This is a genomic window from Pseudomonas sp. Van50, from assembly GCF_055390755.1.
Window position 1 is genome coordinate 4,371,232 of sequence record NZ_AP024343.1, and the last position, 19,015, is coordinate 4,390,246.

Annotated in this window: 19 protein-coding genes and 2 pseudogenes; 12 read left to right on the forward strand and 9 right to left on the reverse strand. The window is 62.3% G+C overall.

Annotation, left to right across the window (positions count from 1 at the left end; translation table 11 throughout):
* Positions 1 to 41 precede the first annotated feature (41 nt).
* The 7 genes and pseudogenes from ACZ5M5_RS18325 to ACZ5M5_RS18355 all read left to right on the forward strand — a co-directional run bounded on the left by ACZ5M5_RS18325 (position 42) and on the right by ACZ5M5_RS18355 (position 5,991).
* Entirely contained in the window at positions 42 to 2,789 is a 2,748-nt protein-coding gene (locus ACZ5M5_RS18325) for a cation-transporting P-type ATPase (RefSeq protein WP_464737747.1), read from the forward strand.
* A 36-nt stretch (positions 2,790 to 2,825) separates the two neighbouring features.
* Positions 2,826 to 3,304, forward strand: a pseudogene (locus ACZ5M5_RS18330) (hypothetical protein).
* 65 nt (positions 3,305 to 3,369) lie between these two features.
* The gene (locus tag ACZ5M5_RS18335) at positions 3,370 to 3,702 is read left to right on the forward strand and encodes a TSUP family transporter (protein WP_305891268.1); all 333 of its coding nucleotides are present in this window, start codon (positions 3,370 to 3,372) and stop codon (positions 3,700 to 3,702) included.
* A gap of 43 nt (positions 3,703 to 3,745) precedes the next feature.
* Positions 3,746 to 4,180 carry a YeeE/YedE family protein gene (locus ACZ5M5_RS18340; RefSeq protein ID WP_464737748.1) on the forward strand — a complete coding sequence of 145 codons (435 nt, stop codon included), beginning with the start codon at positions 3,746 to 3,748 and terminating at the stop codon, positions 4,178 to 4,180.
* Between the two features lie 2 nt (positions 4,181 to 4,182).
* Positions 4,183 to 4,602, forward strand: a complete 420-nt coding sequence (locus tag ACZ5M5_RS18345) for a DUF6691 family protein (RefSeq protein WP_103308029.1) — start codon at positions 4,183 to 4,185, stop codon at positions 4,600 to 4,602.
* A gap of 13 nt (positions 4,603 to 4,615) precedes the next feature.
* Complete coding sequence (locus ACZ5M5_RS18350; RefSeq protein WP_092141787.1) at positions 4,616 to 4,804, forward strand: YgaP family membrane protein; 189 nt, start codon at positions 4,616 to 4,618, stop codon at positions 4,802 to 4,804.
* A gap of 95 nt (positions 4,805 to 4,899) precedes the next feature.
* On the forward strand, positions 4,900 to 5,991 hold the full coding sequence (locus tag ACZ5M5_RS18355) for an ArsO family NAD(P)H-dependent flavin-containing monooxygenase (RefSeq protein WP_464737749.1): 1,092 nt from the start codon (positions 4,900 to 4,902) through the stop codon (positions 5,989 to 5,991).
* Between the two features lie 45 nt (positions 5,992 to 6,036).
* Here the strand turns inward: ACZ5M5_RS18355 and ACZ5M5_RS18360 are convergent, their stop codons facing one another.
* Genes ACZ5M5_RS18360 through ACZ5M5_RS18390 form a run of 7 tightly spaced genes read right to left on the reverse strand, consistent with a single transcriptional unit; the run spans position 6,037 to position 12,331 of the window.
* Entirely contained in the window at positions 6,037 to 7,404 is a 1,368-nt protein-coding gene (locus ACZ5M5_RS18360; protein WP_060741856.1) for a sensor histidine kinase, read from the reverse strand.
* Positions 7,401 to 8,063, reverse strand: a complete 663-nt coding sequence (locus tag ACZ5M5_RS18365) for a response regulator (RefSeq protein ID WP_122565764.1) — start codon at positions 8,061 to 8,063, stop codon at positions 7,401 to 7,403. Before ACZ5M5_RS18365 ends, ACZ5M5_RS18360 begins: the two co-directional genes overlap by 4 nt.
* Positions 8,064 to 8,074: 11 nt before the next feature.
* A complete protein-coding gene (locus ACZ5M5_RS18370; protein ID WP_060741854.1) occupies positions 8,075 to 8,719 on the reverse strand; it encodes a tetratricopeptide repeat protein in 645 nt (214 codons plus the stop codon).
* Positions 8,716 to 9,525, reverse strand: coding sequence for an SDR family oxidoreductase (locus ACZ5M5_RS18375; RefSeq protein WP_060741853.1), 810 nt, complete (start codon positions 9,523 to 9,525; stop codon positions 8,716 to 8,718). Before ACZ5M5_RS18375 ends, ACZ5M5_RS18370 begins: the two co-directional genes overlap by 4 nt.
* Positions 9,512 to 10,186, reverse strand: a complete 675-nt coding sequence (locus ACZ5M5_RS18380; protein ID WP_060741852.1) for a TenA family transcriptional regulator — start codon at positions 10,184 to 10,186, stop codon at positions 9,512 to 9,514. The genes ACZ5M5_RS18375 and ACZ5M5_RS18380 overlap by 14 nt, the downstream gene beginning before the upstream one ends.
* A complete protein-coding gene (locus ACZ5M5_RS18385) occupies positions 10,183 to 11,664 on the reverse strand; it encodes an AMP-binding protein (protein WP_464737750.1) in 1,482 nt (493 codons plus the stop codon). Before ACZ5M5_RS18385 ends, ACZ5M5_RS18380 begins: the two co-directional genes overlap by 4 nt.
* Positions 11,654 to 12,331, reverse strand: a complete 678-nt coding sequence (locus ACZ5M5_RS18390; RefSeq protein ID WP_464737751.1) for a thermostable hemolysin — start codon at positions 12,329 to 12,331, stop codon at positions 11,654 to 11,656. Before ACZ5M5_RS18390 ends, ACZ5M5_RS18385 begins: the two co-directional genes overlap by 11 nt.
* Before the next feature lie 245 nt (positions 12,332 to 12,576).
* Here ACZ5M5_RS18390 and ACZ5M5_RS18395 point away from each other — a divergent pair, with 245 nt between their 5' ends.
* Positions 12,577 to 14,283: an amidase gene (locus ACZ5M5_RS18395; RefSeq protein WP_103308024.1), complete on the forward strand. Its 1,707-nt coding sequence runs from the start codon at positions 12,577 to 12,579 to the stop codon at positions 14,281 to 14,283.
* Positions 14,284 to 14,473: 190 nt separating this feature from the next.
* Here ACZ5M5_RS18395 and ACZ5M5_RS18400 read toward each other — a convergent pair whose 3' ends face one another.
* Positions 14,474 to 15,328 (reverse strand): LysR family transcriptional regulator, encoded by an 855-nt coding sequence (locus ACZ5M5_RS18400; protein ID WP_103308023.1) that lies wholly within the window; start codon positions 15,326 to 15,328, stop codon positions 14,474 to 14,476.
* Between the two features lie 74 nt (positions 15,329 to 15,402).
* Between ACZ5M5_RS18400 and ACZ5M5_RS18405 the strand changes: the two are divergent.
* Positions 15,403 to 16,343 (forward strand): annotated as a pseudogene (locus ACZ5M5_RS18405) (DMT family transporter).
* A 63-nt stretch (positions 16,344 to 16,406) separates the two neighbouring features.
* Positions 16,407 to 17,288, forward strand: a complete 882-nt coding sequence (locus tag ACZ5M5_RS18410; protein ID WP_464737752.1) for an AraC family transcriptional regulator — start codon at positions 16,407 to 16,409, stop codon at positions 17,286 to 17,288.
* 189 nt (positions 17,289 to 17,477) lie between these two features.
* Here ACZ5M5_RS18410 and ACZ5M5_RS18415 read toward each other — a convergent pair whose 3' ends face one another.
* A complete protein-coding gene (locus ACZ5M5_RS18415) occupies positions 17,478 to 17,978 on the reverse strand; it encodes a GNAT family N-acetyltransferase (protein ID WP_177431674.1) in 501 nt (166 codons plus the stop codon).
* A gap of 226 nt (positions 17,979 to 18,204) precedes the next feature.
* Here ACZ5M5_RS18415 and cynS point away from each other — a divergent pair, with 226 nt between their 5' ends.
* Positions 18,205 to 18,672 carry a cyanase gene (gene cynS / locus ACZ5M5_RS18420; protein ID WP_060741845.1) on the forward strand — a complete coding sequence of 156 codons (468 nt, stop codon included), beginning with the start codon at positions 18,205 to 18,207 and terminating at the stop codon, positions 18,670 to 18,672.
* 94 nt (positions 18,673 to 18,766) lie between these two features.
* Positions 18,767 to 19,015, forward strand: a complete 249-nt coding sequence (locus ACZ5M5_RS18425; RefSeq protein WP_464737753.1) for a DUF2790 domain-containing protein — start codon at positions 18,767 to 18,769, stop codon at positions 19,013 to 19,015.

A 19,015-nucleotide genomic window follows, 5' to 3' on the forward strand; every position in this document is an offset into this window, starting at 1 on the left:
ACCCGCAGAACAACCGCACCGTACCCACAGGAGCGCGGCTGATGAACCGACCGAGCAACATACCTGCGGCGCACCCGACAACGCCCTCGCAGGACCTGGCCTGGTACACGTTGCCCGCCGCACAGGCACTCAAACACCTGGGTGTCGATGAGCAAGCCGGGCTGGACATCGCCGAAGCCCAGGCCCGGCTTGAGCGTACGGGTTTCAACCGGTTGCCAGCGTCAGCCCGGCGGCCAGCGTGGCAGCGATTTCTGCTGCAATTTCATAACATCCTGATTTATGTACTGCTCGGTTGCGCTGCAATCACCGCAACGCTGCAACACCTGTGGGACACGGTGGTCATTCTTGCCGTCGTGGTGGTCAATGCGATCATTGGCTATGTCCAGGAAGGCAAGGCCGAGCAGGCCATGGATGCCATCCGCAACATGCTGGCGCCCCGCGCAACGGTGATACGTGCCGGCGAACGCCTGGGCATCGCAGGCGAGGAACTGGTACCCGGCGATATCGTCTTGCTGGAGGCTGGCGACAAAGTCCCGGCGGATCTGCGCCTGCTGCATGCCAATCGGCTCCAGGTCCAGGAAGCCATCCTGACCGGAGAATCCGCACCGGCTGAAAAAAATACCGAACCGGTGCGCATCGAAGCAGCCCTGGCTGATCGTGCCTGCATGGCCTTCAGTGGCACCCTGGTGACCTGCGGCCAAGCAACAGGGGTCGTCGTCGCCACCGCAACCTCGACTGAAATCGGGCGCATCAGCAACCTGCTGTCGGCAGTGAAGCCGCTGACGACGCCCCTGATACAGCAAATGGACGTCTTCGCCCGCTGGCTGACGCTATTGATTTTGCTGATCGCCGGTCTGCTACTCGCTTATGGCCACTTTGTCGGGCATTACGTCTTCACCGAGATATTCATGGTCGTGGTGGGCATGTCGGTCGCGGCCATACCCGAGGGGTTGCCCGCCGTACTCACCATCACCCTGGCGGTGGGCGTGCGGGCAATGGCCCATCGCAACGCCATCGTTCGGCACCTGCCGGCCATCGAAACCCTGGGCTCGGTATCGGTCATCTGCACGGACAAGACCGGCACCCTCACCCGTAACGAGATGATGGTGGCATCCGTCGTCACCAGTGACCTGACCTTCACGGTCGACGGGGTCGGCTATCAGCCTTCGGGCAACATGAACCTTGCCGATCAGTTGATCGACACCTCTCACCACCCGGTGCTGGCCGAACTCGGGCGCGCGACCAGCCTTTGCAATGACGCGAGCTTGAGGCAGCACGAAGACGCCTGGAAGGTCGAAGGAGACCCCATGGAAGGTGCATTGCTGGTGTTTTGCGCCAAGGCCGGTATCAACGGTGAAGAGGAACGCGGCACTTGGGCGCGCACCGATGCCATTCCGTTCGACGCTAAACACCGCTTCATGGCAACGCTGCATCACAACCATGACCGACAAGCCGCGATTTATGTCAAAGGCGCGCCGGAGCAGGTTTTGACCATGTGCACATGCCAGCGTAGCAGCACGGGGGCAACGGCCCCGCTCGATACCGACTATTGGCACGCGCAGGTCAATGCCATCGCCCGCAAAGGCCAACGCGTGTTGGCGCTCGCCGTCAGGTCCGTCCCACCCGAACACGCCATCCTGGAATTTGCCGATGTGCAAGGGACACTGACCTTGCTTGGCCTGGTCGGGATGATCGACCCGCCCCGCCCGGAAACGATCCAGGCGATCAAGCAATGCCAGGCGGCCGGCATTGTCGTGAAAATGATCACAGGGGACCACGCCGGCACCGCCTGCACCATCGCTGATCAGATCGGCCTGGACAACCCCTACAAGGTACTGACGGGCATTGACCTGGATGCAATGAACGATGCAACCCTCAGGGAATCGCTCAAGCAAGTGAACATCTTCGCGCGTACCAGCCCCGAACATAAGCTCCGGCTGGTGACGTTGCTGCAACTCAACGGCATGACCGTGGCCATGACCGGCGACGGCGTCAACGACGCGCCAGCGCTCAAGCGCGCAGATGCCGGCATCGCCATGGGCGGCAAAGGCAGTGAAGCAGCCAAGGAAGCCGCGGACCTGGTACTGGCGGACGATAACTTCGCCTCTATCGTCGCCGCTGTGCGTGAAGGCCGCACGGTCTATGACAACATCAAGAAAGTGCTGAGCTGGACGTTACCCACCAACGCGGGCGAGACAATGACCCTGATTGTCGCGCTGCTGTTTGGCCTTACATTGCCAGTCACGGCGATACAGATCCTGTGGATCAACCTGATTACCGCTATCACGCTGGGTATCGCGCTGGCGTTCGAACCGACCGAAGACAACACCATGCGCAGGCCACCGCGCTCACGACAGGAGCCGTTGATCAGCGGCGCATTGGTCTGGCATATGGTGCTCGTTTCCATTCTGTTCCTGTGCGGTGTCTACGGCATCTTTACCTATGCCCTGGACCGAGGCTACTCCGTCGAACTGGCCCGCACCCTGGCAGTGAACACCTTGGTCGTGATGGAAATTTTCCACCTGTTCTTTATCCGCAATCTCTACGGCACGTCACTGACCTGGAAGGGCCTTCGGGGTACGAAGGTTGTGTGGGCGACCATCGCGGTGGTGACCGTCGCTCAATTCGCCATCACCTACGCGCCGCCGCTGCAAACCGTGTTCGCCACCCAAGCGGTGCCCTTCATGGATGGACTGCTGATCATCGCGGTGGGCATTGCGCTGTTCGCCATCATCGAAATTGAAAAACAGCTTCGACTGCGTTTAAGCGAGTCCGATCGTCAACCGTGACGATCACTCCCCTACCCACCCGCCAGGACCTGAACCATGAACGCATCCAGACTCGCCGCCCTCGCCCTGACCGCGGTGCTTTTCCCCACGCCTACCTTTGCCCAGCAGGCCACCGACGCCGCCAATCCGACGCCGCCATCAATGAGCATTGAACAATTTGATCAGCAGATGGCGAAAGCCCAGGAAAACCTGAAGAAGATGCAGGAGCAAATGAGCCTGATCCAGAAAACCACCGATCCGGCGCAACGCCAGAAGCTCATGCAAGATCACCAGGCCATGATGCAGCAAAGCATGCAGATGATGAATGGGATGATGGGGGCGGCATGATGGGCGGCCATATGAAGGGACACGGCCCGATGATGGGTTGGAAACAAATGGGCAACCACTATTCCCGGATGACGCCTGAGCAGATGAAGCAACACCAGTACATGATGGACAACTACATGGGCATGCAGCAAATGATGATGGAACAGATGATGCAGCACCAGCAGAACATGGGGACGCCATCTCCCTAGACCGGTCTCCCAGGGCAGCGCCTAACTGGACCGGCCCTTGCGCGTGGGTGCTCACGACTTAGGGCGTGGTCGGCGGGGTGCTTTTCGGGCTGCTCGGCGTGGGCGGTGGTTTCGTCGTGGTTCCGGCGCGCCAACGGTACAGCAATCTGACCACGCAATCGGTGCTCGCCACGTCGCTGACCGTTATCGCTTGGGTTGCCCTGTCAGGGGTGCTGACGAGCTCTGCGACAGGCCACCTGCAATGGCCAATAGCGCTACCCTTTTCCATGGGGGCCATCGTCGGCATGCTCGGCGGGCGCCTGGTCGCTGCCAAGTTGCCGGAACCCATCTGCAAAGATGGCTTCGCCCTTGTGTCGACGCTGGTAGCGGCCGCGCTGCTGGTAAAAGCCCTGGGTTGAATCGCATAGTGGAATATCAACGATTGTGTACCGGAGAACGCTGATGAATCTTGACTGGCTCAACTTTACGCCTTGGTCATCCCTTGCCGGCGGTATGTTGATTGGCTTGGCGGCCGGCCTGTTCGTGGTCGCCAACGGCCGGATCGCCGGCATCAGTGGGCTGATCGGCAGCCTGCTGCAGCGTGGCAGCGAAGGGCTGGGCGAGAAGGCTCTGTTTCTTCTGGGCCTGCTCGTCGCGCCGCTGGTATGGGGCGTGTTTGCCTCCTTGCCACCGATCGAGTTCCAGAACGGCTGGTTCGGCCTCACTGTCGCGGGCCTGTTGGTGGGTGTCGGCACTCGTTACGGTTCGGGCTGCACCAGTGGCCATGGCGTGTGTGGCCTGTCGCGCCTGTCACCGCGCTCGATGGTCGCCACTGCGTGTTTCATGCTCAGCGGTTTCGCCACGGTATTTGTCCTGCGTCACGTGATAGGGGTTTGAACATGCGCAAACTGACGGCATTCATCGCTGGCCTGCTCTTTGGTTTCGGGCTGCTCCTGGCAGGCATGGCCAACCCGGAAAAAGTATTGGGTTTCCTGGACCTGGCCGGCGCCTGGGATCCGTCCCTGGCGCTGGTGATGATCGGAGCGATTGGCACCGCGATCGTCCCGCTGGCCTGGGCGCGCCAACAGACTCATTCGCTGCTGGGCAGCCCCATGCAGTTGCCGGTCAAGCGAGAACTGGACCCACGCCTGATCGGTGGCAGCCTGGTGTTCGGTATCGGTTGGGGCATCGCCGGCATCTGCCCTGGCCCCGCCGTGGCCATCCTGCTGACCGGACACTGGCAAGCCTTTGTCTTCATGCTGGCCATGTTGGCGGGCATGTGGTTGTTCACCGTGCTGGAAACCCGGCGTGTCCATTGATCAGGAGATTGCCATGAAAGCCAACATTGGAACCATTGACCGGGGCGCACGCATTGCCGTGGGGCTTGTCCTTATAATTCTGGCCCTGACGGGCTCGATCGGCGCCTGGGGCTGGATTGGCCTGGTGCCACTGGCCACGGGTATCTTTCGCTTCTGTCCGCTCTATTCGTTATTGGGCATCAAGACCTGCAAACGTTGCTGAAGCGCACAACGGCCTTTCTCCTGGAGCGGCCATTGACGTTGCAAGCCCCTCTTGGAGCCTTGCAACGGGCTCCCTCAACCGAAGGATTCGCCGCCATGCCCTGCTCACAGCCCGAGACATTTGACGTAATCATCATCGGTGGCGGCCAAGCGGCCTTGGCGGTGGCCTATTTCCTGCGGCGTACGCCTCTCTCGTTCGTCATCCTCGACGCCCAGGAAGAACCCGGTGGTGCCTGGCGGCATGGCTGGAACTCGCTGCGACTCTTTTCCCCGGCTACATGGAGTTCGATCCCCGGCTGGATGATGCCCCCCACACAGAATGGCTATCCGTCGCGAGACCACGTGATCGACTACCTCACGCAGTACGAACAGCGCTATCGATTTCCCGTGGTGCGACCGGTACAGGTCACGCGTGTGGAACGCACAGCAACGGGTTTGCGGGTACACACCCCCGAGAAGCACTGGGACGCCCGGGTCGTGGTCAGCGCAACGGGCACCTGGAGCAACCCCTACATCCCTCGTTACCCTGATGCAGCCTTGTTCGCTGGGCAGCAATTGCATTCGGCGGACTATGTCGAGGCATCCCCGTTCGCTGGCAAGAAGGTCCTGGTTGTAGGCGGTGGCAATTCAGGCGCGCAGATTCTGGCCGAGGTGTCGAAAATCGCCGAGACCACTTGGGTCACCCCCATCGAACCACTGTTCCTTCCTGACGAGGTCGATGGGCGCGTGTTGTTCGAGCGCGCCACCGAGCGCTGGAAGGCCCAGCAGGAAGGTCGCGTCATTGATCAACCCGTGGGAGGGTTGGGTGACATCGTCATGGTGCCGCCGGTGGTCGAGGCCCGTGAACGCAACGTCCTTCAGGCCGTCAGGCCTTTCGAGCGCTTTACCCGCAACGGCGTGATCTGGGCCGACGGCCGCGAATCAGCCGTGGACGTGGTGATCTGGTGCACCGGATTCAGGCCCGCCCTACAGCATCTGGATGCGCTGGGGGTGCTCAACAACGACGGCCCTGTGGAGGTCGAGGGCACCCGCTCGATACAAGAGCCCAGGCTGTGGCTGGTCGGCTACGGCGAGTGGACGGGGTCGGCGTCCGCCACCCTGATTGGCGTTACACGCACGGCACGCAGCACGGTTGGCGAGATAGTCGACTTTCTCGCCCGGCAATCCATGGCCGATGCGCCTGCTTGAAGCACCGCACGGGATCGGCCACCTGTCATGGCAGCGGAAAATCGCTTAGAAGCGCCCTATTTCCAAGGTCGCGCACAGCCCACCCTCGGTGCGATTCTCCAGGCGTATGTGCCCTCCCAGACGATCCGCGATGGTGCGTACGATCGTCAGCCCCAACCCCGCCCCTTGGTCATTGCCACGACTGTAGAACCGCTCGAAGAGCCGCTCACGCTCGGCCTCGTCGATACCCGGCCCCTGGTCTTCGACAGACAGCTCGTAGTGATCGCCCTTCCTGGCCAGGCGTACGGTGATCGTGCCGTTGGCCGGAGAAAAATTGGCCGCGTTGGTCACCAGGTTGTTCAAGGCGATATCGATGGCCACCGGGTCGATTCGAACCGGACCGATGTCATCGCTGACATCCAGCACCGGCTCGAGCCCCTTGCTCAACAACCAGGGCGTCATTTGCACCAGGCTCGCCCGAACCGTGGCGGCCAGGTCGATGACCGCAGGCGTCGGCACACCTGCTTGCGGTTCGAGCCGCGCCATGGTGAGCAGCTGATTGACCAAACGCGTGGTGCGATCGACGCCAGCGATCAGGTGTTCCAGGGACTCGCGACGGCTTTGCTCGCTCCCCGCCTCCATCAGATTCTGTGCATGCACCCGCAGTACGGCCAAGGGCGTACGCATTTCATGGGCGGCGTCGGCGATGAAACGCCGCTCACGGCCCATCACCTCCTGGATCTGCGCCAAGACACGGTTGAGTGCCGCCTGCATGGGCTCAAGCTCGGTAGGAAGCGGCATCATTTGCAAGGGCTCCAGGGAACCGGGATGCCTGGCGCGCAGCTTTGCCGCCATATCGACCAGGGGCTTGAGCCCCCAGCCGATGGCCAGCCAGATCACGGCGGCAAGCACCACGCTGCCGATCAGGTTGGGCACGACGGTGTGACGAACAATGCGGTCGACCAGGTCGGCACGCACGTCGTCGCGCTCGCCCACCCAGATCTTCAACCCGTATTGCGCGTCGTCCAGGACGAACGCCCGCCACTTACGGTTCTTCTGGTCCACGATCTCGCTGAAACCGGGCGCAACCGGGGGTGAGGTGAACGACGGTGCGCTGGTGGTATGAACCAGCACCGAACCTTGTGAGTTCCAGACCTGGAAAGCGATCTTGCTTTCATAGGGATGACCGTCGACTTTAGGCACCGCCTGCCCCAACGCCGAATTGAACGCCTGATACAGTTCGGCGTGTTCCTTGCTCGCCATCGGCATGCGCATCACACCCTGCAGCAGCCGGGCATTCTGCGCCAATTGGGCATCGTAGACCTCGGCGATTTCGTGGTTGCTGTCATGCAGGTTGAATACCGTGATGATCAACAGGCCAAGGAACAGCAGGCCGAGGATCAACGTGAGGGTACGCCGCCGGATCGAACTCATCGGCGCTCCTCCACCAGGTAACCGACACCGCGAATGGTGCGGATCAGGTCGGTGGAGAATTTCTTGCGCAGGTGATGGATATGCACTTCCAGCGTGTTGCTCTCGGCCTCCTCGCTCCAACCGTAGAGCAACTGCATCAAATGATCGCGCGTCATGACGCGGCCCGGCGGCGAGAGCAGTTCATGGAGCAACTGATACTCCTTGGGCGTCAGGGCCACCGGCTTGCCCTGGTAACTGACTTGCTGGGTGCCGGGGTTCAGGCTGATACCGGCATGTTCGATCAACGCTTGGGCGCGGCCGGCGCTGCGGCGCAGCAGGGCCCGTAGCCGGGCCTTGAGTTCCGCCAGGTCGAAGGGTTTGACCAGATAGTCGTCAGCCCCGGCGTCCAACCCGGCGATGCGATCCTCGGTGGCATCGCGGGCGGTGAGGATCAGCACCGGCAGGTTGGAACCACTGTCACGCAAGCGCCGCAACACCTGCAGGCCGTCCATGCGTGGCAAGCCAAGGTCAAGCACCGCCAGGTCGAAAGTCTCACTGAGCAGCGAATGCAAGGCGCTGCTGCCGTCCTGCAACCAGTCGACGGTATAGCCTTCGCGACTCAAGGCCTGATGGATGCCCTCCCCCAAGGCCACGTCATCTTCGATCAGTAATAAACGCACACGCGCTCCTGTCAGTTCAGTTGCTTGTTCACATCCACCAGTAACGCGTCGATCTCCTTGCGGCGCCCGGCATCGGCCGTTTCCCGACCCGGCCGCGGCGCTGCCTGCAAGGCTTTTTGCAGCGCTGCCTTGGCTTCGCTGTAGCGTTTCTGACGGTAGAGGTGATCGCCCCAAAAGTACAGGCTGTCGATGCCGTTCGGGTTGAGTTGCAACGCCTGCTGGAGCAATTGCTCGGCCTTGTCCGAATCGCCGAAACCCAGGGGCCAGCCCGGCACCCGGTCGTAGAGTGCGCCGAGGCTGGTGTAGGCCGAGCCTTGCAGGGCCTTGGGGTCCAGGGTCAGGGCTTTTTCCAGGTCGCCCTTGGCGTCCTTGACCTTGCCCAGCGCACCGAGCCCACCCTTGGCACCGGCCCAACTGCTGTTGACGATACCGGACCAGATCCATGCTTCGGCCACCGATTGGCGCTCCTGCTTGAATGCCGAGGCCTGGGTCGCGAGTTTTTCGAACGCGTCGGCGCGTTGGCCTTCTGGCAATTCATATTGAATGTGGGCCCAGCGCTGCTGGATGTCGCTGAGACGTTGCTGGTCGGCCGCCTCCAATGCCCAGACGCTTTGGCTCAGGGTGCCGATCAATAGGCAAGCAAGGATTTTTTTCATGGCTTGAGGTGCTCGTTTTCAGGTTTGCGACTGAGGCGACGGACCAGTGGCAATTGCTTGCGCAGACCCCGATCCACCAAGTTGGGAAGCAGGCTGTTGAGGCCGACGAAAAAGCGTTCAGGCCAGCCCAGATACAGCTCGCGCCGGTCGCCGATAATCGCGTGGATCACCGCCGCCGCCACGGTTTGCGGGTCGTCGACGTTGGCCTTGAGGGCCTGGTTGAGCGCGTCGGCTGCCGGGCTGTTCATCGAGGTTCGGGTGGCCCGGGGCGCCACGTAGAGCACTCCGATACGGGTGTCGGCCAACTCCCGGCGCAAGGCTTCGGAAAAACCGCGCAAGGCAAACTTGCTGGCGCAGTAACTGGCGTAGCCCGGGTAGCCGATTGATCCGTAGGTCGAACCGACGTTCACCACCATCGCGCTGTCGGCCTGCTTGAGCAGCGGCAACAGTATTTTGGTCAGGCAGATCGGCGCGCTGATGTTCAGCGCCAGCATGGCGTTGATCTCGCTGTCGTCGAGTTGTTCGAGCATGGCGAAGTGGTTCACGCCCGCGGCATTGATCAGCAGGTTGATGCCGCCCTGGGCCTCGGCGGCGACCAGCACTTTGCGTCGGTCGGCGAGGAAGGTCAGGTCGGCTTCGACCCAGCTCAAGTGCTGCGGATAACGCTCCAGCAACGGCTGCAAGGCTTCGCGATGCCTGGCGACGGCCAGCACCCGCGCGCCACTGGCGCACAGGGCAGCGGCGATGGCCTGGCCGATGCCACCGCTGGCGCCCGTCAGCACGACACGTGCATCACACAGGCGCATGTTCAGGCTCCCCGTCACGCGGCAGGCCCCGGAACATGTCGGTGTACAACCGGTACACCACCTTGGAGGCATGGATCACCGCAGCCTGGTCCGCCGGATCGTCCAGGCGGTTCATCAGCCCGCGATAGGTCTGCATATGCTCGATGTCGAGCGATCCATGGGAGCTGAGATAACTGAACGCCGTGGGCGGCAATTCCAGGCGCTGGCGGATGCTGTCGGCGGCATGGGTCGCCAGGGCGATACTGGTGCCCTCCAGCACATTGACCATGCCGAACAGGCCAACCGGGTTGCCTCGGGCGATCAAGTCATAGAGGTAACTGACCATCAGCTCGATGGGTAACGAAGGCTGGCCGTTGCGCACCGCTTCCTTATCGCCACCGCACACGGCAATGTCATCCAGCACCCATTGCTCATGGCCGTACTCTTCGTCGATGTATTCGCACACGGCCTTGCGCAGCCATTCCAGGTGCGTTGGCAGGCGCGCCCCGCACGCCATCATCAACGGCACCGTATGGCGCACGTGGTAATACGCCTGGATCAGGAAGCCCCGGTAACTGGCCAGGCTGACCTGGCCGTCGAGGGCGTCACGAATGATCGGCAGATTGAACAGGGTCTGGCGCTCTTGCTGGGTGGCTTCTTGCAACGTGTCAAAAAAACTCATGATGGGGATTCCTCGGACAAGACGGGTGAAGTGAGCTGCGCGCGGTAATGCTCGACGATGGCTTCCCGGCGTGGCCGGCCATTGGCGGTGAGCATGCCGTTGGCAGCGCTGAAGGGTTGGTCCAGGCGCGTCCAGCAATGGACCCGCGCGTAATCGGGCAACGTGTCGTTGGCCTTGGCCACGGCCAGCTCCAGCGTTTGATCGGTACAGTCGGCGCGGGCAGGCCAGAGCAGTGCATGGTTGTGCGGCATGGCTTCGCCATAGACAAAGGCCTGGGCAATGTCACCGCCCTGGGTGAGTTCGGCTTCAACCCATTCGGGGTTCACGTTGCGACCGAAACTGGTGACGAATTGGTGCTTCTTGCGACCTCGCAGGTAAAGGAAACCGTCCTCGTCGAACTCACCCAGGTCGCCGCTGGGCCACCATTCGCTGGCGTGCGCAGGCTCCCCCAGGTAACCGAGCAGCGTCGAGCCCTTGATCAGGACTTCGCCGTCATCGGCCAAGCGGATCTCCACATGGGGCAGTGGCTGGCCGACACTGCCGGCACGATGAGCCTGTGGCCGATTGAGGCACACCACCGAAGCGCATTCCGACAGCCCATAGCCTTCAAACACCGGCAGGCCAACACGCTGGGCCCGCTGCAACAAATCGTGGGACACCCGTGCCCCGCCGACGGCGGCGAATCGCACGATGTGCGGGTTGAACATCTTTTGTTCGGCAGCCGTGACCAACATCAGCAGCAGCTGTGGAACCAGGATCAGGCTCTGCGCCCGACGCTCGGCCAGGCATCCCAGCAGGCGCGTCGGGTCGACCCCGCTGGCGCCCTGGATGCCAAGCGTCCTCTGGCTGGGCAGGCTCAGCATGGCACCGGCATACAACGCCGCGTAGCAGCCAAGGTTTTCCAGCAGAATCGCCAGGGGCAACAATGCCAAGTGATGCCTGGCCTCGACCGGTTGGCTGGCCTGTTCCAGTTCACGGGCCACCCGCAACAGGCTGTCGGCGCTCAGGCAGACGCCTTTGGGCGTGCCAGTGGTTCCGGACGTGAAGGTCAGCTTGGCGGTGCCTGCCGGCAGACGACTCGGCCCGTCGAAATGCCGCCGCCAGAACTCGCCACTGTGCTGGTATCCGGCGGCTTGCAGTTCCGTTTCGAACGCAGGCTCGGCAATCACCCGCTCGGCCTGGCTCTGCTCCAGGCAGTGGCGACGTTGTGCCTGGCTGAAAAAACCGGGCAGGATGACGCAGGCCAGCCCTTCGAACAGCGCGGCAAGGTCCCAGAGCATCGCTTCAATGCCGTTGTCCAGGGCCAGGGCGACAACGCTGATGTGTTCATCGCGCAGGCGTTGCTGGCGGTACACCACTTCGGAATAAAGCGTTGCGTAGTCGAGCTGCGAACCGTCGCCCCACAGTGCCACGGCATGGCCCCTGCGCTCGGCATGACCACGCAGAGTGCGCTTGAAGCGTTCCATTTCAGGCGACATGGCTGGTTTCTCCGAGGTCCGTCGGCAGTCCCAGGCGATTGAACACGCCGGTATTACGCAGGTGAACGAAACCGGCGCGGATGTTTCCGACATGAACCCACGGCTGGCTTTCGTAGTAACGCCCCCAGAGGTGACGCTCCTCGCCAAGGCGCTGCGGATCGGCCGGGCACAGGGTCACGGGCTTGAGACCCAGGCGATGGAAGCTGTTGACCAGGCCGATATTGCCAGTGAACGCAACCCATTCCAGGCCGCCCATGGCCAACAGATAAGTGATCGCTATGATGCTCAGCCGGGCGCTGCCCGTGTCACTGGCGGCCAGATTGCCGACTTCGACGATACCGGCGCGATCCACCGGACGGTCGGCGGCGGCGCTGATCAAAGGCTCGACGGGGCTGTCCAGATAATGTTCGAGGAACAGCGGCCCCTGGGCGGCCCGGCGCACGCCAGCCGCTGCGCAGAGCGTGCCGTGGACATCGTCGAGCCCGAACAGCTCCGGCATGAAGTGACGAATATCGGCACCGTGGACCTGGCGAAAACGCTGCTGGATGAACGCCTCGAACTCAGCTCGCCGGGCTTGTCCCGGCAACGCCCGGTGCAAGTGCCGAACCGGCGGGCCGGCATCACCGAAGGCCAGCGGCAAGTGGATGTTCCAGTCAAAATCGGGCATGGCACAACATTCTCCCTCGGGCTATTGGGGAGAAGTATCGAGGCCGTTTCTTAACGAAGTCTGAAGATGGGAAGTTTGCGTACGCTTGAGAAATAGTCCGATCAAACACGGGCTGCCTTTGTTTGTTTTTCCGTAGTACAGTAGGCAAAACCCGATAAATATCCACCTTTAGATGACCTGAAGTGCCAGGCCCGACGTCAATGGACCCGCACTCCCCGTCATCCTTCTACCGCGGCGGTAACTGCATGATCGACATCACCGAAGTCTCCATTGCCCAACTGCGCGCCGCGCTGGAATCGGGCCAGACCACAGCGGTAGCGCTTGTCCAGGCCTACCTCGCCAGGATCGATGCCTACGACGGCCCCGACACCCCCACGGCCCTCAACGCAGTGGTGGTGCGCAACCCGGATGCGCTGAAGGAAGCGCAGGCTTCCGATGCCCGTCGGGCCAGTGGCCAGACCCTCGGCCCACTCGACGGCATTCCGTATACGGCCAAGGACAGTTATCTGGTCAAAGGGCTCACCGCCGCCTCCGGAAGCCCGGCGTTCAAGGACCTGGTGGCCTATCGCGATGCGTTCACCATCGAACGACTGCGCGCCGCCGGGGCCATCTGCCTGGGCAAGACCAACATGCCGCCCATGGCCAATGGCGGGATGCAGCGCGGGGTGTATGGCCGCGCGGAAAGCCCGTACAACGGCGACTACCTCACCGCGCCCTTTGCCTCCGGCTCCTCGAACGGTGCGGGCACGGCAACCGCCGCCAGTTTCGCCGCGTTTGGCCTTGCCGAGGAAACCTGGTCGAGCGGACGCGGTCCGGCGTCGAACAACGGCCTGTGCGCCTACACGCCGTCGCGCGGGGTGATTTCGGTGCGGGGCAATTGGCCGTTGACGCCGACGATGGACGTCGTCGTGCCCTTCGCCAGGACCATGGCCGACCTGCTCGAAGTGCTGGACGTGGTGGTCGCCGAGGACCCGGACACCCGTGGCGACCTGTGGCGGTTGCAACCCTGGGTGCCGATTCCGAGCGTCGAGTCGGTTCGTCCTGCCTCGTATCCGAGCCTTGCCAGCAACCCGGGGGCGCTGGCCGGCATTCGGTTCGGCGTGCCACGGATGTACATCAATGCGGACCCTGAAGCCGGCACCGCCGAGGCCCCCGGCATCGGCGGCCCGACGGGGCAGCGAATCGTCACCCGTGCCTCGGTGATCGACCTTTGGGAGCAAGCCCGCCAGGCCCTGGAAGCTTGCGGCGCCGAAGTGGTCGAGGTGGATTTCCCGCTGGTGTCCAATTGCGAGGGCGACCGTCCCGGCGCACCGACGGTGTTCACCCGCGGCCTGGTTTCCAAGGAGTTCCTGCACCATGAGTTGTGGGATCTATCGGCCTGGGCATTCGATGACTTCCTGCGGGCCAACGGTGATCCGACATTGAATCGCCTGGCCGATGTCGACGGACCGAAGATCTTCCCCCACGACCCGGGCACCCTGCCCAACCGGGAGGACGATCTGGCCGCCGGCATGGACGAGTATGTGAAGATGGCCCAGCGCGGCATTACGCCCTGGGACCAGATCCCGACGCTGCCCGACGGGTTGCGGGGGCTTGAAGCGACACGCCGGATCGACCTGGAAGACTGGATGGAGCGGCTGGGCCTGGACGCGGTGATCTTCCCGACCGTCGCCGACGTCGGGCCGGCGGATGCGGATATCAATCCGGAATCTGCCGATATCGCCTGGAGCAACGGGGTCTGGGTCGCCAACGGCAACCTCGCCATCCGCCATCTGGGCGTACCCACTGTCACCGTGCCCATGGGCGTCATGGCGGACATCGGCATGCCCGTCGGGCTGACATTCGCCGGGCGTGCCTATGACGATTCGAGGCTGTTGCAACTGGCGTCGGCGTTCGAGTCGATTGGCTCCAAGCGCCGGGTCCCGCCTCGGACACCGCCATTGTCGGCTTGACCCGATCATGGGGCTGCTGCGCAGCCCGGCGGGAGCAAGCTCCCTCGCCACAAAAGCGCACAGGTGCATTACCTGAGGGCTATTTTGGCGAGGGTGGCGTTTGAATGATCACACCCTCGCCCAGCCGAACATGCAACCGTGGCGAGGGAGCTTGCTCCCGCTGGGCTGCGCAGCGGCCCCGATTCCATGCCTACAGCCGGAAATACTGCTGCATGGCACGGGCCAGCAGGCTCACGGCTTCATCGCCGCGTGACGCCTGGGCTCGCATGAACACCACCTCATGCTCCGCGATCACCGGCAGGCCTTCGAGGATCCGCATGGCAGCCGTCACCCGTCCACGGTCGATCAGGCTGATCGCCAACCCGGCCTCCACGCAGGCCTTGACGGCCTGGTTGGAGGGGCTTTCCAGGACGATGCGGGTCTTGCGCCCGCTTTGCCTGAGGGACTCCATCATCGCTTGCCGATAAGGGCATTGCGCCGCATGCACCGCCAGCGGCAGCGGCTCCATCGAAGCCGCTATCGTGTGGGCCGGCCCGACCCAGACCGGCGTGGTGGACACCAGCACCTGCACCTCTGCATTCGCCTGCCCCTTCGGCTGGGCGACAACCGCCGCCTGAAGCTTGCCGCGCTGCACCAGGTCGCGTAGCGCATAGCTTGGCGCGGTCTTGAGCTCCAGCACCACGTTGGGCCACGCGGCGGCGAAGGTCGGGAGGATGTCGCGGATCACATGGTCTGCGTACTCATCCGGCACCCCCAAGGTGATACGCCCCGCCAAACGGGTTCCGTGCAGGTCGGCCAGCACCCGGTCATGGGTGCTCAACAGCTCCGTCGTCGCCACGAGCAAACGCTGGCCCAACGCGGTGAGGGATACCGATTGATTGTCCCGGTTGAGCAAGCGCCCGCCAGCGACCGCTTCCAAACGCTGGATATGCACACTGACCGCCGCCGGGCTTTTGTGCAGTTGGTCTGCCGCCGCACTGAATTTACCGATCCGCGCCACCGCATGAAAAGTACGTATCAAGTCGATATCGAGTATGGCCGTCATGATTCAATCTTCGTGAACAACTGATGCATTACATTTTGATTTATTAGATTAGCCGGGTTTCGTAGCCTGTGGTCATGAACCCGAATAAATCGCTGACCTGCACTTCCCTGCCCCGGCCCGCCTGGTACTGGCTGATTCCATTGCCGTTGCTCGAAGCGGCATTGCTGGTGTCGTGGAGCTCGGGCTTCGTCGGCGCGCGCTTTTCCATCGATTACGCGCCGGCCCTGCTGGTGGTCTTCTGGCGGTGTGTCGTGGTCACGCTCGTCCTGTTTCCCTTCGTCGCCAGGCCGCTACGCCGAACCTCGCCTAGCGTGCTGTTGAAGAACGCCGGCATCGGCCTCCTGGCGATGGCGGGCTACCTGGGCGGCATCACCCAAGGCATTGCCCTGGGTGTGCCGGCGGGCCTGGCCGCGCTGGTCGCCGACCTGCTGCCGATGGCCTGGCGCTGCTCGCCGCAGGCGTACTCCGGCAACGACTGGCCTGGCAGGTCTGGGTGGGGCTGCTCATCGGCCTGCTCGGCGTCACGCTGGTGACCCAGGGCGCACTGGCGTGGGCCAATGCGCCCTTGTGGGCCTATGGCCTGCCGTTGCTTGGCATGCTCTCGCTCGCCGTCGCGACCCTGTGGCAAAAACACTTACCCGCCGAACAATCGCTGGGGCTGCTGCCCAACCTGTGGCTGCAGTGTTGCGTGTCGGGCCTGGCCTTCGCCCTGGTCGAGGGCGCCCATGGCAGCCTGGCCCCGCTGCCCAGCACAGGCTTCGCACTGAGCGTATTGTGGACCGCGGGCCTGTCGACCATGGGCGGCTACGGCCTCTATTGGTTGTGCCTGCGCCGCGCAACCGCCACCCGCGTCGCCAGTGTCCTGTACCTCAGCCCGCCCATTACGATGCTCTGGGCCTGGGCCATGTTCAACGAACCGCTTTCCTGGCAGATGGTGGTGGGGATGGCGGTGTCCGGGATCGGCATCTGGCTGGTCGTCGGCACCGAAGCCCGGCAGGCTGCAAGTTCAAGATAGCAAGATCGGTCGAGCGCATTGTGCTCGCCGGCCTCATGCTGGTGGCCTTTACTGGGAAAGACCATGACCGACACAAAAAAGCATTACCAATCCCGCATGCGCAAGGTGCTCGATTACATCGACCTGCACCTTGATGACTGCCTGGACCTGGACACGTTGAGTGGCGTTGCGGCTTTTTCGAAATACCATTTTCACCGGCAGTTCATGGCGACGTTCAGCTTGCCTTTGAATCGCTACGTCCAACTCGCGCGCCTGAAACGCGCCTCCTACAAACTGGCGTTTCGCGAACATGAAACGATTACACAGATCGCCATGGACGCCGGTTACGCAGCGCCTGACGCCTTTGCCCGCGTATTTCGACAACGGGTGGGACAACCGCCTTCGCATTTCCGCAAGTCTCCCGACTGGCAGCGCTGGAGCACCCTTTTCACACCATTGCACACTGCGAGGAACCGCCTCATGCCCACGCCCTATCAGCCCAGTGACGTACAGATCCGTACGGTTCCCGCGACCCCCGTCGCCATCATGGAGCACCGAGGCGATCCCTCGACGCTCGGTACGACCCTCCAACGCTTCATTGCCTGGCGGCGAAGTGTCGGCCTGATCCCCTCGATCAGCCCGACGTTCAATGTCTTTCACACCGACCCGCGCACGACGCCGCCGCAAGACTATCGCCTGGATTTATGCGCGGGGACGGGCCGACCTGTCGTGCCGAACGGAGAAACGATCAAGGCTGGCAGTATTCCCGCCGGACGTTGTGCAGTGCTGCGGGTCGAAGGGGGCGCCGACAACCTCGAGCCCGCCGCGCTGTACCTGTACAGGGACTGGTTGCCGGCCAGCGGTGAGGAGCCAGGAGATTTCCCCCTCTACTGCCAGCGTATTACGTTCTTTCCGGACGTTGCGGAGAACCAAGCCATTACCGAGCTCTTTCTGCCACTCAGGTGATCGTCTAGTGGGTAATGCCAGTCAGAGATCAAACGGCACAAAACCTGTGGGAGCAAAGCTTGCTCGCGATAGCGGCAGACCCGTCAATGGGTTGTCGACTGGCTCACCCCAATCGCGAGCAAGCTTTGCTCCCACGGGTATGAGGCTTAACTGACTGGCACTATCGTCTAGTGAGCGCTTTTTTCCTGTCTAACCGATGTACGAGTAAACGGCGAAATCGAACCCATTGAATGGAAAGGAAGCAACTTCTTTCATACCCATTTTCAAATGCGCACGTAGCGAGGGTTCATTGTCCTTGCGTATGAAAAGAATACCTTCACGCCCCCGCTCGAGCCGCCGGAGCTCCGCGAACATTCGCTGGGCCAAACCCTTGCCACGTTCCGCCTCGCCCACGCAAATCGGGCCATAGACATAGGCATCCGGCGTTCCATGATAAGCGGCGAACATCGCCTGTACGATCGGCAGGTCAGCATTCATCGCCCGCGTGGTAGTCATCAGGAAACCGGTGATACGACCCTCTCGACGCGCAACAATCAGAGGCATTTCCTGCATCATCGCTGCCACACGGGCCCTTGGCAGGCTCGCAGAAAGCGAGCCGCCGCGGGCCATTTGATTCGCGGCCTGAAGCACCAGGATCCCGTCCAGATCAGCCTCATTGGCTCTGCCGACATCGGTTTCATGATTCGTCATTCGAGGTATCTCTGCTGGCTAGTTAAATGACTACTCCTACCGTGCCTGCCAAGAGATTAGTACAGGTCAACAATTACAGGATTTATACCTCGACAACGCAGCCTCAACCCATAGGCAACACCAATACATTGCATTGCATATCGGTCTTGGACGCTATAGCTAAAGCGGCAGATGATGGCTTCAACCAAGCGACATCAACCCGATCCAAACCGATAGGAGCTACGCCATGCAACAGTCCCACGCCTACAACGACATCAGCCTGGCCCTGACCACCGAAGTGCTGGATGCCAAGGCACGCAAGCACCTGTCCTGGCAGGACTTGGCCGATGGCACCGGCCTGAGCCTTGCCTACGTCACCGCCGCCCTGCTCGGCCAGCATCCATTGCCGGAACACGCGGCCAAGGTGATTGGCGAGAAGCTCGACCTGACCGCTGACTTGGTCGCCCGCCTGCAGATCATTCCCCTGCGCGGCAGCCTCGCTGGCGTGCCGACCGATCCGACGATCTATCGCTTCTACGAAATGATCCAGATCTACGGCACCACCCTCAAGGCCCTGGTTCATGAGCAGTTCGGCGACGGCATCATCAGCGCGATCAACTTCAAGCTCGACATCAAGAAAGTCGAAGACCCTGAAGGCGGCTCGCGTGCGGTGATCACCCTGGACGGCAAGTTCCTGCCCCTGCGTCCGTTCTGATCGTCCCGCTGGCCCCAGGCGAACCTGGGGCTTCGCTGCAAACAACTTATCGCTGATTTGAACTCACTACTCATTCTTGCGTGGAGCATGACTCATGAAAAAATTCCTGTTTCTGACCCTGTCGCTGACCGCCTCGCTGTCGGCCCATGCCCAACCATCCACCGCACCTGCGGACGTCGTTCCCTATGCCTACGGCATGCATCTGGACATCGCCCAGGTGTTGGACATCACCACGCCAGCCGATGTCTGCGGGCCGACGCCAGTGCAAATGACCTATCGCGATTCCCAAGGTGAAACCCACATTCTTGAATACAGCCTGATCGGCAACGGCTGCACGAACTGA

Coding starts and splice junctions, on each gene's coding strand:
- ACZ5M5_RS18325 (WP_464737747.1), top strand. CDS start 42: ATGAACCGACCGAGCAACATACCTGCGGCGCACCCGACAACGCCCTCG.
- ACZ5M5_RS18340 (WP_464737748.1), top strand. CDS start 3,746: ATGAATCTTGACTGGCTCAACTTTACGCCTTGGTCATCCCTTGCCGGC.
- ACZ5M5_RS18345 (WP_103308029.1), top strand. CDS start 4,183: ATGCGCAAACTGACGGCATTCATCGCTGGCCTGCTCTTTGGTTTCGGG.
- ACZ5M5_RS18350 (WP_092141787.1), top strand. CDS start 4,616: ATGAAAGCCAACATTGGAACCATTGACCGGGGCGCACGCATTGCCGTG.
- ACZ5M5_RS18355 (WP_464737749.1), top strand. CDS start 4,900: ATGCCCTGCTCACAGCCCGAGACATTTGACGTAATCATCATCGGTGGC.
- ACZ5M5_RS18360 (WP_060741856.1), bottom strand. CDS start 7,404: ATGAGTTCGATCCGGCGGCGTACCCTCACGTTGATCCTCGGCCTGCTG.
- ACZ5M5_RS18370 (WP_060741854.1), bottom strand. CDS start 8,719: ATGAAAAAAATCCTTGCTTGCCTATTGATCGGCACCCTGAGCCAAAGC.
- ACZ5M5_RS18375 (WP_060741853.1), bottom strand. CDS start 9,525: ATGCGCCTGTGTGATGCACGTGTCGTGCTGACGGGCGCCAGCGGTGGC.
- ACZ5M5_RS18380 (WP_060741852.1), bottom strand. CDS start 10,186: ATGAGTTTTTTTGACACGTTGCAAGAAGCCACCCAGCAAGAGCGCCAG.
- ACZ5M5_RS18385 (WP_464737750.1), bottom strand. CDS start 11,664: ATGTCGCCTGAAATGGAACGCTTCAAGCGCACTCTGCGTGGTCATGCC.
- ACZ5M5_RS18390 (WP_464737751.1), bottom strand. CDS start 12,331: ATGCCCGATTTTGACTGGAACATCCACTTGCCGCTGGCCTTCGGTGAT.
- ACZ5M5_RS18395 (WP_103308024.1), top strand. CDS start 12,577: ATGATCGACATCACCGAAGTCTCCATTGCCCAACTGCGCGCCGCGCTG.
- ACZ5M5_RS18400 (WP_103308023.1), bottom strand. CDS start 15,328: ATGACGGCCATACTCGATATCGACTTGATACGTACTTTTCATGCGGTG.
- ACZ5M5_RS18410 (WP_464737752.1), top strand. CDS start 16,407: ATGACCGACACAAAAAAGCATTACCAATCCCGCATGCGCAAGGTGCTC.
- ACZ5M5_RS18415 (WP_177431674.1), bottom strand. CDS start 17,978: ATGACGAATCATGAAACCGATGTCGGCAGAGCCAATGAGGCTGATCTG.
- cynS (WP_060741845.1), top strand. CDS start 18,205: ATGCAACAGTCCCACGCCTACAACGACATCAGCCTGGCCCTGACCACC.
- ACZ5M5_RS18425 (WP_464737753.1), top strand. CDS start 18,767: ATGAAAAAATTCCTGTTTCTGACCCTGTCGCTGACCGCCTCGCTGTCG.